Consider the following 13,939-nt stretch of genomic DNA (forward strand, 5'->3'; position numbering starts at 1 on the left):
GCCATGGCTGATCTGAACGCCCTTGAAGAGCTCGGCAATATCGCAACCACCGAGCCCACCGCCGAACCGGCGGCGCCCGTCCATGTCCAGAAGCTCGATGCGCATGGCCGCGCCTATGCCACCGGCAAGCGCAAGGATGCGGTCGCCCGCGTCTGGCTCAAGCCCGGCACCGGCCGCATGACGATCAACGACAAGGACATGCCGACCTATTTCGCCCGACCGGTGCTGCAGATGATCCTGCGCCAGCCGGTCATCGCCGCCAATCGCGACGGCCAGTACGACATCGTCGCCACCGTCAAGGGCGGCGGGCTGTCCGGCCAGGCCGGCGCCGTGCGTCACGGCATCTCCAAGGCGCTGACCTATTACGAGCCCGAACTGCGCGGCGTGCTCAAGAAGGGCGGCTTCCTGACGCGCGACAGCCGGACCGTCGAGCGCAAGAAGTACGGCCGCGCCAAGGCCCGCCGCAGCTTCCAGTTCTCCAAGCGCTGACCGGCCGGCCACTGGCAGGAACGGATCGAGCGGGGCCGCGGCCCCGCTTTTTTCATGCGCGGTGGCGGGGTAAGGTCCCGGCATGGACGCGTTTCGAACCATGCTGGCCGGGGGCCATCCCAATTCGCTCGGCCGGACCGAGGCGGTCGTCGCCATGGTGCTCGACGATCCGGCGCGGATGGACGAACTCTACCAGTGCTATTTCAGCGATGACGCGGTGGTTCGCCTGCGCACCTCCAGCGCCTGCAAGCGCGTGTTCGCGGCGCGGCCGGACTGGCTGCCGGCCTATGCCGATCGCCTCCTGACCGAGGTCGCGGCGATCGACCAGCCCTCGGCGAAGTGGACCCTTGCGCAATTGTTCGACCAGCACGCCGAGCGCCTGACGCCCGCCCAACGCGCCACGGCCACCGACGTGCTGATCCGCAATGTTCACGAAGAGGACGACTGGATCGCGCTCAACATGTCGATGAAGACGCTTGCGCGCTGGGCGAGGCGCGATCCGACGATCGTCCCGCGCGTCGAGACCCGCGCGCGGGCGCTGGCCGACGACCGGCGGAAATCGGTTGCCAAGGGCGCGCTGAAGCTGTTGAACGCGATGGACGTCTCGCCGCTCTGACCCCGTTGGCCGCCATGTCCCGCGCCTCGACCATCGACCACGCCTTCACCGCCACCGCGCCGACCGGCGCCGCCGCCGATCCCACCTATGCGGGCGCGCTGTCGTTCATGCGGCGCAAGTTCTCCAGGGATCCTGCCGGCGCCGATGTCGCCGTGCTCGGCATTCCGTTCGATGCCGCCGTGTCGAACCGGCCGGGCGCGCGCTTCGGCCCGCAGGCGATCCGGCGCGCCTCGGCGATCCTTGACAACGATCCGCAATACCCTTTCGGCACCGATCTGTTCGCCGATCTGGCGGTCATCGACCGGGGCGACGTGCTGCTCGATTATGGTGATCATTCCACCGCTCCGGCTGCGATCGAGACGGCGGTGGCCGAGATCATCGCCGCCGGCGCGTTCTGCCTGGCGCTGGGCGGCGATCATTTCGTCACCTGGCCGCTGCTGAAGGCACACGCGGCGGCGCACGGTCCGCTCGCGCTGGTCCAGTTCGACGCCCACCAGGACACCTGGCCCGATGACGGCCGGCGCATCGATCACGGCACCTTCGTCGGCCGGGCGGTGCGCGCCGGCGTCATCGATCCGGACCGCTCGATCCAGATCGGCATCCGCACCCATGCGCCCGAGACGTGCGGCATCGCGATCGTCGACGCCCAGCAGGTCGATGCGATGAGCGCGGCGGCCATCGCCGAGGCGATCCATGCGCGCGTCGGCGACGCCCGATGCTATGTGACCTTCGACATCGACTGCCTCGATCCGGCCTTCGCGCCCGGGACGGGCACGCCGGTGGCCGGCGGGCCGTCGAGCGCGCGCATGCTCGGCGTGCTGCGGCAACTGGGCAATCTGCGGATCGTCGGCGCCGATGTCGTGGAGGTCGCGCCGGCCTATGACCATGCCGACATCACGGCGATTGCAGGGGCGGCCGTGGCCATGCATTATCTCGGCCTGCTGGCCGGACGCGGGCGCTAACCAACGCTGCTGACAAACCGAATCCGCCAACCGCCGCAAACCCCTGACACGGAATCGTTTCTGGACCGACCATGACCGCAAAGATCTTCATCGATGGCGAACACGGCACCACCGGCCTGCAAATCCGCGACCGGCTCGCCCGTCGCGGCGATATCGAGCTGTTGTCGCTGCCCGCCGAGGACCGGCGCGACGAGGACAAGCGCAAGGCCATGCTGCGCGCCGCCGACATCGCGATCCTGTGCCTGCCCGACGAGGCGGCGCGGCAGGCGGTCCGTCTCGCCGAGGGCGCCGATACGCGCTTCATCGATGCCTCGACGGCGCATCGCACCCAGCCGGACTGGGTCTACGGCTTCGCCGAGGCCGAGCCGGGCCAGGCGCAGCGGATCGCCAATGCGCAGTTCGTCTCCAATCCGGGCTGCTATTCGACCGGAGCGATCGGCCTTTTGCGCCCGCTCATACTGGCCGGTCTGCTGCCGACCGACTATCCGGTCACGGTCAATGCGGTGTCGGGCTATTCGGGCGGCGGCAAGCAGATGATCCGGCAGATGGAGGACCAGAGCGCCGAGGACCGCATCTCGGCGCCTTTCTTTGCCTATGCGCTCTCGCTGCGCCACAAGCACGTGCCCGAGATCATGGAGCGGGCGGGGCTGACCGTGCGGCCGATCTTCACGCCCTCGGTGGGTCGTTTCGCGCAGGGCATGCTGGTCAATGTGCCGCTGTTTTCGGCGCTTCTGACCGGCCATGCCACGCATGAGCAGGTCCAGGACGTGCTGGAAACCCACTATTCGGGCCAGAGCGTGGTGCGCGTCGCCGAACTCGACGAGACCGAGGCGATGGCGCGGATCGACGCGACCGAAATGGCGGGCACGGACCGGATGACGATCCATGTCTGCGGCACGCCGGGCGACGGGCAGATGAATCTCGTTGCCTCGCTCGACAATCTGGGCAAGGGCGCGGCCGGGGCCGCCGTGCAGAACCTCGAGCTGATGCTGGGTGCGGTGCCCGAGACCCAACTGCGCTTTGACTGACCGGTCAGGCGTGCCGGTGCGGCCGGCCGTCCGACAGCGGCAGCGGGCCGATCATGGCGCGCCAGTGCGCCACGGCAAAGGCGAGCACGAAGAAGGCCAGCCCCTGGTGCACCAGCGCCCAGGAGAGCGGCACGACCATGATCAGCGTGACGATGCCGACCAGCGCCTGTGCCGCCACCAGCGCCGCGAGCACCATGGCGCGGCGGGCATGGGTCGACCCCGGTGCCCAGCGCCGGCAATGCCAGGCATGGATCAGCACCGCGACCAACAGCGCATAGGCGCCGATGCGATGGGCGAACTGCACCATGGCGGGGTTTTCGACCCAGTTGCGCCAGCCCAGCGCCGGCTCCCACATGACGGCGGGAAACAGCCCCTCGCCCATCATCGGCCATTGGTTGAAGACCCAGCCCGCATCGAGCCCGGCCACCAATGCGCCCAGATAGATCTGCAGGAAGACCAGACCGGCGAGCGCGCCCGCCCAGACATGCGAGCGCGCCGCGGGCCTGAGGTCGGCGGCGTGCGGGGCGATGGACCGGGCGACCCAGACGAGCCCGCCAAGGATCAGCGCGGCCATGCAAAGATGCACCGCCAGGCGATAATGGCTGACATCGACGCGCTCGGTCAGGCCCGAGGAGACCATCCACCAGCCGATGAAGCCCTGAAGACCGCCCAGCGCCAACAGGCCGACGAGCGGCAGCCTGATCCTTGCGTCGAGCCGGCCGGCCAGCCAGAACAAGGCCAGCGGGAGAGCGAACACGAGCCCCAGCGCGCGGGCGAGGAACCGGTGCCCCCACTCCCACCAGTAGATGAACTGGAACTGGGCCATCGACATGCCCTTGTTGACGAGCTGGTATTCGGGAATCTGCCGGTATTTCTCCAGTTCGGCCTGCCATTGCGCCTCGGTCAGCGGCGGGATGACGCCGTGGATCGGCGCCCATTCGGTGATCGACAGACCCGAATCGGTGAGCCGCGTCGCCCCGCCGACGATCACCAGGACAAGCAGCACCAGGGCGGTCAGATAGAGCCAGACGCGGACCTTTGCGCGGTTGCGCAGTTCGGTGCGCGCACCGGCGCGCGCGGGGGGACGCGAGGGCGCCATTGCGGGCAGTTCGGCGGCGGCGGTGCTCATGGGCGGTGTTCCGTGCGGTTCGTGCGGCAGATGGCAAATCGGTCCCGGGCGCGCAAGTGCCGCTTTGTCGCGGAACGCCGGCTTGGCACGGGAAGCCGGCGTGCTACATGACGCTCCGGGTCCGGACGGCGGACCCGCAGGAGAGGTCCTCATGCCCGCAAGGATGCGCAAGTTCATCGGGATGGTCGTGCTGGTCGTGCTGGTGGTGCTCTACGCGCTCGTGGCCACCGCCATTGCCAGCCACCGGCTGGCCGAAAGCCCGTGGTATGTCCATCTGGCCTTTTTCGGCCTGTCCGGCGTGTTCTGGGTGGTGCCGGCCATGTTCGTGATCTCGTGGATGGAACGCGGCGGCCGCCGCAAGGACGCCAGCGGCTCCTGAGTATCGACGCTAATCGACCGTGACGAAGCGCCGGCCGCGATTGGCGACCGGCACGGTGATTCCGCTGAGCATGGTGTCGACATAATGCGTGCTCTGGTATTCGCCATTGACCGAAATGCGCGGCAGTTCGAGCAAATGGTCCTTGTGGGCCGGCCGCAGCAGGCCGTGGCGCGTGGTCACGGCCGAGCGGTAGCCGGCCCCGCGCACGATCTCGACCTCGCGCGGGCCGAGCGCGTCGCGCCCGCCATAGGGATAGGCGAAATGAACCGGCCGCTCGCCCAGTTCGACGGCGAGAACCTCGGCACACTGGGCGATCTCGAAGCGCGCGCGCTCGGCCGGAAGGCGCGACAGGAAATGATGGTTGATCGTGTGCGCGCCGATCGTGCACAGCGGATCGGCCCCAAGCCGCCGCAGTTCGGACCAGTTCATCACCGCATCGCGGCAATGGGCGCGCTCGTCGATGCCATAGGCGCGGCCGAACTGGCGCACGAAGCGGCGCTGTTCGTCCTCGTCGACCTCGGTGCTCAGATAGCGCGTCAACTGGCTGTAGGCGATGAGCTTTCGCGCCGGCGTGTCGCAGTCGAGCGTCTGATCGCCATCGAAGAGGGTGAAGGAGATCTGGTCGTGCCGCTCGATCACGGCGGCGACGACCTCCCACCACAAGAAGGCCTGCGCCTCGATCAGACCGGGACAGACATAGACCGTGTAGGGCACCTGATGGGCCGCAAAGACGGGCGCTGCCGCCTCCAGATTGTCGCGATATCCGTCATCGAGCGTGACCGCCAGAAAACGCCCCTTCTTGGAGCCGCCCTCGAGGCCCTCGACGGCCTCGTCCATCGAAACGAACGTCCAGCCCGCCCGCTTGAGCCGGCCCAGAAGCGCGTCGAGAAAGGCAGGGTCGACCGAAAGGAAGTCGTTGAGCCCGGAGGTGTTCTGCGGCGGGCCGACCCGGTGCAGCATCAGGATCGCGCCGACGCCGCCCAGAACAGGGCGGAACAGCCTCGTCAGGCCCGTCGCGCGCGCACCGATCATGACGGCCTTGCGCAGTATGGTCTTGGGCCGCGATGCCATGCGTTACCAGAAAGGACGCGGCGCGAGCGCGCAGCGCGTCTTCAACCGAAAAGAAACCCCATTGGCGCACACTGTATCGCCAAAAGGATTGAGACATGGTTGATGCCTCGCTGCGCCTTGACGACCCCGCCGCCGCGCGCGGCCGCGCGCCCGCCATCGATGTGCGTGTGGGCACGAGCGTGCTCGAGGCCCATGCCATGGTCGACGCGCTGTCCGGCGAGGCGATCCATACCGGCTACCAGCACCCGGCATTCCTGGCCGCATGGCTCGACAAGGTCCGCTGCCGGCCGGTCTTCGTGCAGATGCGCGCGGCCGGTCACGGCCCGGTACTGCTGCCGCTCGAGGTGTGCAGCCAGGGCATTGCCGGCTATTGCGGCGGCCGGCACGCCAACGGCAATTTCCCGCTCGGCCGGCCGGCCGATCTCGCCGCGCTTGCCCAGTGCGGCCCCGGCGCCGTCCGGCGGGCGCTGAAGCGCGCCGCCCTGCCCGCCTCGGCCGTGATCCTCGAGCGCCAGCACCGGCAATGGCGCGGCCTGGCCAACCCCTTCGTTCTGCGCGGCAGCGTGCCGAGCCCGAACGTGGCGCTTTCGTTTTCGCTTCAGGGCGGGTTCGACGCGGTGCTGGCCGCCCGCAGCGGCAAGCGCAAGCGCAAGAAATACCGCAACCATCTGCGCAAGCTGCAGGCGATGGGCACGGTGCGTTTTCACCATCCGGTGCCCAGCCAGGCCGTCACCGAGACGCTGGACGCCTTCCTTGCGCTGAAGGCCGAACGCTTCCGGCAGGCCGGCATCGTCAATGTCTTCGGCGACGCGCCGACCCGGGCCTTCTTCCACGCCCTTTTCGGCAGCGGCGTCCCGGCCTTCGAACTGCACGCGCTGACGGTCGGGGACGTGCCGGCGGCGATCATCGGCTGCACCATCCATGACGGTCGGCTGACGGTCGAGTTCGGCACGTTCGACGCCCGTTTCGCCCATGCCGGGCCGGGCGAGATGCTGTTCTTCAGCGCCATCGCGCATGCCTGCGCGCGCAAGCTGGCGGTGTTCGATTTCGGCATTGGCGACGAGCCCTACAAGCGCGCCTGGTGCGACATCGAAACCACCCATGTCGACACCGCATTGGGGCTGACGCCGGCCGGCCGGGCCAGCGCCGTCGCGCAACTCGCGCGCAGCCGTGCCGTGCGTTTCGTCAAGTCGCACGAACGGCTCTGGGCGCTGACCAAGGCGGCGCGCAAACGGCTGGCGCCAACGGGCTGATCAAGTGCCGGCGGCGCCGGCGCGGGCCGTGTCCTCGACCGTCTCGCCGCCATCGGGACCGGTCTCGCCGTCGGAATCGGCGACGAGTATCAAGAGGTCGTCAAAGCCGTTTTCGGCGAGATCGCGGGCGGTTTGCGTGGCGCGCTCGCCGACCGTCTCGTCGATGGACAGCACCAGCTCGGCGTCGGTGCTGACCAGTGCGCGCAGCCCCTGTGCATCGGTCATGCCGCAATCGACCACGACGATGTCGTAGACCGAGGCCAGTCCGTCGAGCACGCCGGGCAGACGATCGATGCCGGCGAGCGCGCGCTCGGGATCGATCAGGCCAGCGGGCACCACATGGGCGCGCGAGGCCCGGTCGGGGTGGATGACGTCGTGATAGGACGCATCGGCGGCGAGCAGATCGTTGATGCCGGGAACGAGCGGGTCCTCGAGCATGTGGGCGCCGGCAGTGCCGGTGCCGGTCAGGTCGACGAGGATCGAACGCAGCCCCTTGGCGTCGATGCGCCGGGCCAGATCGACGCCGTTGCGGTCGGCGGCGCCCTCGATCGGGGCGACGACCAGGACCCGGCCGGCTCCGCGCCGGATCAGCGCGCCGGTGACCGCATCGATCGTGAAATTGTCGTTGGCGGGACCCCGGCCCTGCGACGCCGGGCGCGGTGTGGCGTCGCCACGCCCGGGCCGGGCGGCCGGAACCGATGGCGGCGGCGCCGATATCGCGCCCTGGCCGGGGCGATCGCCGGCGACCGGAGCGGCCTGCGCCGCGGGCACCAGGGCGCGGCCCGAGAACAGTTCGCGCAGCAGCGTGATAAGCACCATGAGCAGCAATCCGCCGACGAAGGCCGCCGCGGTCATCGGGACGAGCCTTGGAAAGGCCGGCTCGATGGGAACGGTGGCCGAGGAGATCAGCCGCGCCGAGGCCGGCGCGTACTGTCCCTCGTCGCGCGACTGGGCCTCGCGGAAGCGGACCAGATAGGACTCCAGCAGGGCGCGCTGGGACTGGGCCTGCCGTTCGAGCGCGCGCAGTTCGACCTCGCGCTCATTGGCCTGGGCGGAGGCCGCCTTGAGCGTGTTCAGTTCGGCGTTGATCTCCTGTTCGCGCTCGCGGGCGATCCGCGCCTCGTTGCGCAGGCCGGCGAGCACGCGCTCAGCCTGAGCGCGCTTTTGCGCCTGAAGATCGGCGATCTGCGAGCGCAGCGCCTGGATGCGAGGGTGGCCGGGCAGAAGCGTGGTCGAAAGGTCGGCGAGCTGGGCGGTGCGCGTCGCCTCCTGCTCGGACAGGCGCACGATCAGCGGCGAGGCGATGACATCGGGCAGCGTGTCGAGCGCGGCGCCGCCCGCCAGCGCGCTCTCGACCGAGCGCACGCGTGCTTCCAGCGAGGAGCGGTCGGCGCGCACGCGCGAGAGTTCGCTCGACAGTTCGGCAAGCTGCTGCGTGGCGAGGACCGTCGCATTGTCGCCCATCAAGAGGCCGGAGGCGGCGCGGAATTCGGCAATGGCCTGCTCGGCCTCCCGCACGCCCTGTTCGAGCTCGGCGATCTCGGCGGCGAGATAGTCGGCGGCGGCCTGGGTGCCCTGAAGCTGCGCCCGGCTTTCCAGCGCCACATAGGCGCGGGCGAGCGCATTGGGCACGCGGGCGGCCAGTTCGGGATCGGCGGAGCGGAACTCGATGACGATGACGCGCGAATTGTCGACCGGATAGACGGTCAGGCGTTCGCGCAGGACGGCGAGCACGCGCTTGTCGGCCAGGACACCGGGTGTCGCCGAACCAAACCCGAAAAGGCCGAAAAGACCGCCATCGGCACCCTCATTGAATTCCGACAGCGAGGACAGGTCGAGTTCGTCCGCCACCTGCAAGAGCAGGTCCGAGGAGGTGATGATCTGCACCTGGCTGGCAACCGCCTCCTGGTCGAGGCGTGTGCGGTCGCCGGTCGTGTCGCCTTCGGGCCGGGTGAAGACGGACTCGCCGGCATCGATGAGAACGCGCGCATCGGTCCGGTATTGCGGCGTGAGAAGCGACAGGCCGAAAAAGACCAGCGCCGCAAGCCCCAACGCGCCGCCAAGAACGAACCACTTGTCGCGCCACAGGGCCGCGAACAGCCAGCCGATGTCGATATCGGCATCGCGCGACTGGTATGACGTTGCGGACATTACGAATACTCCGGACACCCTGCTCCAAGGAGCAGTAAACGATCATGGTAACCAGCGCGTAAACCGGCCCGAAAGCTTTCGCTCATACTCATTGAGGCTTTGTTAACCGCGCTGAGGCTTTGGCCCGCAGACAGCAAATCCGGTCACCGCATGGCGCTTGTGCTTTACCGGCCATTAACCCTAACGGCGCGATAACCTCCGGCATGCCGGGGCCTGCGCGCCCCTATGATCGGACCGGGTGGACGTGTCGATGCGTTATTGCTTGCGACCTGTTGTGAACGTTCTCGTCGCCGGAGCGGCGCTTGTTGCCGTGTCGGCCTGCACCGGATACCGCCCTGCCCCGCCGGCCTTTCACGCCGCCATCGGCCAGCCCTACGTGCTCGATGCGGGCGATGCGGTGCGCGTGACGGTGTTCAACCAGCTCGATCTGACCAATTCCTACGCGGTCGACCAGTCCGGCTACATCTCGTTTCCGCTGATCGGCGCGGTGGCGGCGCGCGGACGCACCGTGCACCAGATCGAAAGCGCCATTGCCGGCAAGCTCGGCAACGGCTTTCTGCGCAACCCGGACGTGTCGGTCGAGGTCGAGCGCTACCGGCCGATCTATGTGATGGGCGAAGTGGGCGCGGCGGGCCAGTATTCCTATGTGCCGGGCATGACGGTCCAGTCGGCCATCGCCTCGGCCGGCGGCTTCACCCCACGCGCAAACCAGGCCAATGCCGATATCACCCGGCACATCAATGGCGAGGTGATGACGGGCCGCGTGCTGATCTCCGATCCGATCCTGCCGGGCGACACGATCTATGTGCGCGAACGGCTGTTCTGAGCGCTGATCGTGCGCGCGCGACCGCCCATGCGCATCGTCCACGTGCTGCGCGCACCCATGGGCGGCGTCCTGCGCCATGTGCGCGACCTGGCGCGGGCGCAGGCCGAGGCCGGTCACGCGGTCGGCCTTGTCTGCGACGTGCAAGGCACGCAGGGCTATGACGAGGCCGCGCTCGAGGCGCTGGCGCCAAAGCTGGCGCTTGGCCTGCATCGTGTTCGCATGGCGCGCAGTATCGGCTTCGCCGACATTGCCTCGGCCCGCAAGATACTGAAGATCCTGCGCCGGCTCGGCCCGGACGCGGTTCACGGCCACGGTGCCAAGGGCGGCGTCTACGCGCGCGCCATCGGCCGGCTGGCGAACCGGAACGCGCCGCCGGCGCGGCTCTACTCGCCCCATGGCGGAAGCCTGCACTACGATCCCGAAAGCACGGCCGGCAAGGTCTATTTCGCCATCGAAAGGCTGCTCGAACGGCATTGCGAAACGATCCTGTTCGTCGCCGATCACGAACGCGCGGCCTACCGCGCCAAGATCGGCGCGCCGCGCTGCGCAACGCGCGTCGTCCATAACGGGCTGACGCCGGCCGAGTTCACGCCGGTCCTCACCGCTCCCGACGCCGCCGACTTCCTGTTCATCGGCGAGATGCGCCGGCTGAAGGGACCGGACCTGTTCGTCGATGCGCTCGCCGCGCTGTCCGATGGCGGCAAGACCAGTGTCAGCGCGGTCATGGTCGGCGCCGGCCCGGACCGTGCCGCCATCGAGGCGCGCATCGCCGAGGCCGGCCTTGGCGATGTCGTCGCCCTGCGCCCGCCCATGCCGGCGCGCGCGGCCTTTGCGCTGGCGCGCACCGTGGTCATGCCCTCGCGCGCCGAGGCCATGCCCTATATCGTTCTGGAGGCGCTGGCGGCCGGCAGGCCGCTGATCGCGACCGATGTCGGCGGCATCGCCGAGATCATGGGCGGGCACGGCGATGCGCTGATCGCCCCCACCCTGCCCGATCTGACCGCCGCGATGGCCGCCGCGCTCGACGATCCCGGGGCGCTCGGCCGCCGCATGCCGCCGGTCGACACGCTGCGCCAACGGTTTTCCACCGCGGCGATGGCCGAGGCCATCACCAATGCGTGCCGCGAGGCCCTGCTGCAGGCGCGAAAGAGCCCCGACCGGGCCGTGAAACGTGCCATTGAGCCGCGCTCATCAAACGTTTCTTAAGCGCGCTACGACATAGATGCACGGGCATCGAACTGGATCGCGCCATGAACGAAATGGATCCGCGCCTGCGCTACTCGGCCGAGAGCGTGCGGAGCTACATGACCGGCGACGAACTCGTCATCAAGGAGGGCAGGCTCAACCGGCTTGCCGCCCGGATCGCCGACGACTATAGGCGCGACACGATCTCGCCGACCATGGTCAGCGGTGTGCTGCGGCTGTTCGAGTTCGCCGGCCTTGCGCTGATCATGACGGCGATCATGCTGGCCTATGTCGGCGTGCCCAGGACCATGATCTGGGAATATCCGCTGGCGATCGTCTCGCTGTCGGCGCTGTATGTGACGCTGGCGCAGTTCGCCGAGGGCTACCAGATCCGCGCCCTGCGCAATTCGCTGGCCTGGTTCCCGCGGCTCGTGCTGATGTGGACGGCCGCCTTCGCGCTGATGGCGCTGGCCGGCTTCTTTCTGAAGATCTCGGACGATTTCAGCCGCTTCTGGTTCGGCTCGTCCTATCTGGCGGGCCTTGCCTTCCTGTTCGCCACGCGCACGGTGCTGAACTGGCGCGTGCGCAGATGGGCGCGCAACGGCACCATGGAGCGCCGCGCGGTGATCGTCGGCGGCGGCCAGCCCGCCGAAAAGCTGATCCGCGCGCTCGAACTCCAGCCGGACAACGATATCCGCATCTGCGGGATCTTCGACGATCGCGACGACGCACGCTCGCCGCTGATCGTAGCCGGCTATCCCAAGCTGGGCGATATCGAGGAGTTGGTCGAATTCACGCGCCGGGCACGCATCGACATGCTGATCGTGTCGCTGCCGCTCGATGCGGAGAGCCGCGTTCTGTACATGCTCAAGAAGCTGTGGGTGCTGCCTGTCGACATCCGGCTGTCGGCCCACTCGCACAAGCTCAGGTTCCGCCCGCGCACCTATTCCTATGTCGGCAAGGTGCCGATGTTCGACATCTTCGACAGGCCGCTGCGCGACTGGGACCATGTCGCCAAGCGCGCCTTCGACATCGTCTTCTCGCTGCTCGGCATCGTCGCGTTCTCGCCGGTGATGATCGCGACCGCGATCGCGGTCAAGGCAACGAGCAAGGGGCCGGCCCTGTTCGTGCAGCGGCGTCACGGCTTCAACAACGAGGTCATCGAGGTCTTCAAGTTCCGCTCGATGTATGTCGAGCATCAGGACCCGACGGCGCGCAATGCCGTGGTCAAGGACGATCCGCGCGTGACCCCGGTCGGCCGGTTCATCCGCAAGACCTCCATCGACGAGCTGCCGCAGTTCTTCAACGTGCTCAGGGGCGATCTTTCGCTGGTCGGCCCGCGCCCGCATGCGGTGCATGCGCAGACGCGCGACAAGCTCTATGGCGAGGTGGTGGACGGCTATTTCGCCCGCCACCGGGTCAAGCCGGGCGTGACCGGCTGGGCGCAGGTCAATGGCTGGCGCGGCGAGGTCGACACCGACGAGAAGATCCGCAAGCGCACCGAGTTCGACCTTTACTACATCGAGAACTGGTCGGTGCTGATGGATCTCAAGATCCTGTTCCTGACGCCGATCCGGCTGCTGAACACGGAAAACGCCTATTGACCGATGCCGCGCCCGCCCTGTCGCCGGCCGACGAGAACCGGGCTCTGATCCGGATCGGCGCGGGCGCGGCGATCTTTGCCGGGGCGTTTCTGAGCGGTTTCGTCATCGCCGAACCGGCGCCCTACGAAGTCTATCTGGCCGGGCTGATCGGCATCTGGGCGCTGTTCGGCCTGCGGCTGCCGGCGGCCATCGCGCCGCTGATCGCGCTGCTCGTGCTGCTCAATCTGGGCCGGCTGGTCTCCATGCTGACCATGCCCGACTGGGGCCAGGCGCCGCTGCATCTCGCGGTCTCGACCTTCCTTGCGATCACCGCGATGTTCTTTGCGGCGGTCATCGCGGCCGATCATCGTCGGCTGGGGAACATCATGGCCGGCTACATGGCCGCCGCCGTCCTGACCGCGACGCTTGGGATCGTGGGCTATTTCGGCCTGGTGCCGGGCACCGAGGTCTTCACCCGCTATGGGCGCGCCATGGGCGCCTTTCAGGACCCCAACGTGTTCGCGCCCTTCCTCGCCCTGCCCGCGACCTGGTGCCTTTATGGCGTGTTGACGCGGCCCGTTGCGGGAGCGCTGTGGCGGCTGGTGCCGCTGACGATCGTGAGCTTTGCGATCTTCCTGTCGTTCTCGCGCGCCGGCTGGGGCCTGTACGTGGTCTGCGCGCTGTTGCTGACAACGTTCGTTCTGGCTGCCTCGCCGTCGCGGCGATACCGGCTGCGCGTGTTCCTGATGGCGACCGGCGCGCTGGCCGCGGTGACGCTGGCGCTGCTCGTTGCGGTCCAGTTCGACGTGGTGCGCGACATGCTGGTCGAGCGGGCGCGGCTGGTGCAGGACTATGACGGGGCGCGCCTGGGACGCTTCGCCCGCCATGCGATCGGCCTGCTGGCGGCGACCGAACAGCCGCTGGGCACCGGCGTCCTGCAATTCGGCCACATCTATGGCGAGGATCCGCACAACATCTTCCTGAAGACGCTGACCGACTATTCATGGCTGGGCTTTGCCGCCTATCTGACGCTGGTCGTCTGGACCCTTGGCGCCGGGCTCAGGATCGCCTTTCGCGACCGGCCCTGGCAGCCCTATCTGGTGTGCGCCCTGGTCGTCTTTTTCGGGCACATGCTGGTCGGCCTGGTGATCGATACCGACCACTGGCGCCACTTCTTCCTGCTGCTGGGTATGATCTGGGGCTGCATCGCGCTCGAGGCGCGGCATAGCGCGGCGAATCCGCAAACGCCGGCAAGGTATTGAATTGT

Annotated in this window: 13 protein-coding genes; 10 read left to right on the plus strand and 3 right to left on the minus strand. The window is 68.3% G+C overall.

The genetic code is table 11. The features are described 5' to 3' along the window. Positions 1-3: 3 nt before the first annotated feature. From rpsI to argC, 4 genes are all read left to right on the plus strand, one after another. A complete protein-coding gene (rpsI, locus tag RBB34_RS07450; RefSeq protein WP_306118573.1) occupies positions 4-489 on the plus strand; it encodes a 30S ribosomal protein S9 in 486 nt (161 codons plus the stop codon). A gap of 82 nt (positions 490-571) precedes the next feature. Then, complete coding sequence (locus RBB34_RS07455) at positions 572-1,105, plus strand: hypothetical protein (RefSeq protein WP_306118574.1); 534 nt, start codon at positions 572-574, stop codon at positions 1,103-1,105. 14 nt (positions 1,106-1,119) lie between these two features. Continuing rightward, positions 1,120-2,067, plus strand: coding sequence for an agmatinase (speB, locus tag RBB34_RS07460; protein ID WP_306118575.1), 948 nt, complete (start codon positions 1,120-1,122; stop codon positions 2,065-2,067). Positions 2,068-2,138: 71 nt separating this feature from the next. After that, on the plus strand, positions 2,139-3,095 hold the full coding sequence (argC, locus tag RBB34_RS07465; protein ID WP_306118576.1) for an N-acetyl-gamma-glutamyl-phosphate reductase: 957 nt from the start codon (positions 2,139-2,141) through the stop codon (positions 3,093-3,095). Positions 3,096-3,099: 4 nt separating this feature from the next. Here the strand turns inward: argC and RBB34_RS07470 are convergent, their stop codons facing one another. Next, positions 3,100-4,194, minus strand: coding sequence for a COX15/CtaA family protein (locus RBB34_RS07470; protein ID WP_306118712.1), 1,095 nt, complete (start codon positions 4,192-4,194; stop codon positions 3,100-3,102). Between the two features lie 181 nt (positions 4,195-4,375). On the opposite strand from RBB34_RS07470, the gene RBB34_RS07475 reads away from it, so the two are divergent. After that, on the plus strand, positions 4,376-4,603 hold the full coding sequence (locus tag RBB34_RS07475; RefSeq protein ID WP_306118577.1) for a DUF2842 domain-containing protein: 228 nt from the start codon (positions 4,376-4,378) through the stop codon (positions 4,601-4,603). Between the two features lie 9 nt (positions 4,604-4,612). Here RBB34_RS07475 and RBB34_RS07480 read toward each other — a convergent pair whose 3' ends face one another. After that, complete coding sequence (locus RBB34_RS07480) at positions 4,613-5,674, minus strand: polysaccharide deacetylase family protein (RefSeq protein WP_306118578.1); 1,062 nt, start codon at positions 5,672-5,674, stop codon at positions 4,613-4,615. A gap of 95 nt (positions 5,675-5,769) precedes the next feature. On the opposite strand from RBB34_RS07480, the gene RBB34_RS07485 reads away from it, so the two are divergent. Continuing rightward, positions 5,770-6,927, plus strand: coding sequence for a GNAT family N-acetyltransferase (locus RBB34_RS07485; protein ID WP_306118579.1), 1,158 nt, complete (start codon positions 5,770-5,772; stop codon positions 6,925-6,927). Here the strand turns inward: RBB34_RS07485 and RBB34_RS07490 are convergent, their stop codons facing one another. Beyond that, on the minus strand, positions 6,928-9,078 hold the full coding sequence (locus RBB34_RS07490; RefSeq protein ID WP_306118580.1) for a Wzz/FepE/Etk N-terminal domain-containing protein: 2,151 nt from the start codon (positions 9,076-9,078) through the stop codon (positions 6,928-6,930). Between the two features lie 250 nt (positions 9,079-9,328). Between RBB34_RS07490 and RBB34_RS07495 the strand changes: the two genes are divergently transcribed. The 4 genes from RBB34_RS07495 to RBB34_RS07510 are packed head-to-tail and all read left to right on the plus strand — an operon-like array spanning position 9,329 to position 13,934. Continuing rightward, positions 9,329-9,904, plus strand: coding sequence for a polysaccharide biosynthesis/export family protein (locus RBB34_RS07495; protein WP_306118581.1), 576 nt, complete (start codon positions 9,329-9,331; stop codon positions 9,902-9,904). Positions 9,905-9,931: 27 nt separating this feature from the next. Beyond that, positions 9,932-11,110, plus strand: a complete 1,179-nt coding sequence (locus RBB34_RS07500; protein WP_306118582.1) for a glycosyltransferase — start codon at positions 9,932-9,934, stop codon at positions 11,108-11,110. 44 nt (positions 11,111-11,154) lie between these two features. Further along, positions 11,155-12,693, plus strand: coding sequence for an undecaprenyl-phosphate glucose phosphotransferase (locus RBB34_RS07505; protein WP_306118583.1), 1,539 nt, complete (start codon positions 11,155-11,157; stop codon positions 12,691-12,693). Further along, on the plus strand, positions 12,690-13,934 hold the full coding sequence (locus RBB34_RS07510; protein ID WP_306118584.1) for an O-antigen ligase family protein: 1,245 nt from the start codon (positions 12,690-12,692) through the stop codon (positions 13,932-13,934). The genes RBB34_RS07505 and RBB34_RS07510 overlap by 4 nt, the downstream gene beginning before the upstream one ends. Positions 13,935-13,939: the final 5 nt, after the last annotated feature.

It is taken from the genome of Roseitalea sp. MMSF_3546 (assembly GCF_030732865.1).
Taxonomy (GTDB): Bacteria; Pseudomonadota; Alphaproteobacteria; order Rhizobiales; family Rhizobiaceae; genus Roseitalea.